Annotated in this window: 2 protein-coding genes and 1 pseudogene; all 3 read right to left on the reverse strand. The window is 40.7% G+C overall.

Annotated features, from left to right (window positions below; all coding sequences use genetic code 11):
- Nucleotides 1-146: 146 nt before the first annotated feature.
- Nucleotides 147-644 (reverse strand): DUF3408 domain-containing protein, encoded by a 498-nt coding sequence (locus KTQ90_RS13430; RefSeq protein WP_227740970.1) that lies wholly within the window; start codon nucleotides 642-644, stop codon nucleotides 147-149.
- An 82-nt stretch (nucleotides 645-726) separates the two neighbouring features.
- Nucleotides 727-894 carry a hypothetical protein gene (locus KTQ90_RS13435; protein ID WP_217318842.1) on the reverse strand — a complete coding sequence of 56 codons (168 nt, stop codon included), beginning with the start codon at nucleotides 892-894 and terminating at the stop codon, nucleotides 727-729.
- A 19-nt stretch (nucleotides 895-913) separates the two neighbouring features.
- Nucleotides 914-1,152: pseudogene (locus KTQ90_RS13440) on the reverse strand (hypothetical protein); the annotation flags it as partial.

Below are 1,152 nucleotides of genomic sequence, written 5' to 3' on the forward strand. Positions count from 1 at the left end.
TTTTTTCTGTTCCTTGGGAGATAGTCCCATCTGGCGATTGACACTTTTGCTTACTAATGCGGCATGATGCCGTCCTATGGATTCAGTGGCAAGCTGAGATTTTAGCCGTAGTCTTTCTTTTTCATTGGCGTACTCTTAATTTATTGTCAGAGGCGATACGACTTGAGACCTTCATCGAATGCAGCCTTGATTTCGGCTGCATAGGCATTGAAGTGTTCGTTGATGATGTTGTCCACATAACTTGCAATGGAAATCTTTCCCTTGCCTACGATACTGACAAATTTAGTCACACGCTCATGAATGTCCTCGCTGATGCCAACATGTCTGCCATATCTTGCGGTAAAACCTGCATTTGCCATGAACTTACCGACATACTGCTCAGCACGCTCTTTCTCCATTCTGTCGATTGGCTCAAATTCACCCACATCATAATTCTCATATGCTGCATCTTCATCAAAACACTCCTCCTTGTCGGAAATAGTTGACGATGTACGGTCTTGAAATGTCTCTTCAAGACAAGCGTCAATCTGTTTACCAACTTCCTCCATTGTCTCTTCATAATTTCTCATGAAAGCCTCATACAACTCCTTGGCATCTGTCGAAGTGAGTTGTCCTTTACCACAGTTTTTTGTTTTGTCTGCCATAATCATTTTTTTTATTGTTATACAAATTCTCTGCTATTGAAATACTTGTTGACTATTGAAAATCCAACCTCAACAGTTTTTGTCAGATACCTGACACATGCAATTCCATCAACGCATCTATTTTGCGTTTAATAATCTTTGAGCGTTCTGCGATTTCAGCTTGTAGCTTTTCGCTGTCCATTTCCGAGAATGTTTTGCCCACATGTGCAAATCTATCCTTTGTTGCATTGTTCTCTTCTGTTCTTTCCATAATTCTCCTTATTAAATTGTTATACAAAGTCGAGGATATTGAAGTCCTCTATACTGTCTGGCACCTTAAACTCTTTCTTTGGCTTGGAAATCTCTACAATCTTGTGAGTTTGCAAGTAGAAGGTGACGTAATCATGGATGTTCTTCTTGCACTCCTCGCTGTTCTCCATGAATTTCTCATAGAATTGGTTGCCATCCATCTCATGGAAAACCTTGCCTGCATGTCTTTTCTCCTTGTCCGTTGCTTTCGGTGCCTTGA

It is taken from the genome of Leyella stercorea (assembly GCF_019052365.1).
In the GTDB taxonomy this organism is placed as follows: Bacteria; Bacteroidota; Bacteroidia; order Bacteroidales; family Bacteroidaceae; genus Prevotella.

Excerpts from the sequence above, each read along its gene's own strand:
- KTQ90_RS13430 (WP_227740970.1), bottom strand. The coding sequence starts at position 644 with ATGGCAGACAAAACAAAAAACTGTGGTAAAGGACAACTCACTTCGACA.
- KTQ90_RS13435 (WP_217318842.1), bottom strand. The coding sequence starts at position 894 with ATGGAAAGAACAGAAGAGAACAATGCAACAAAGGATAGATTTGCACAT.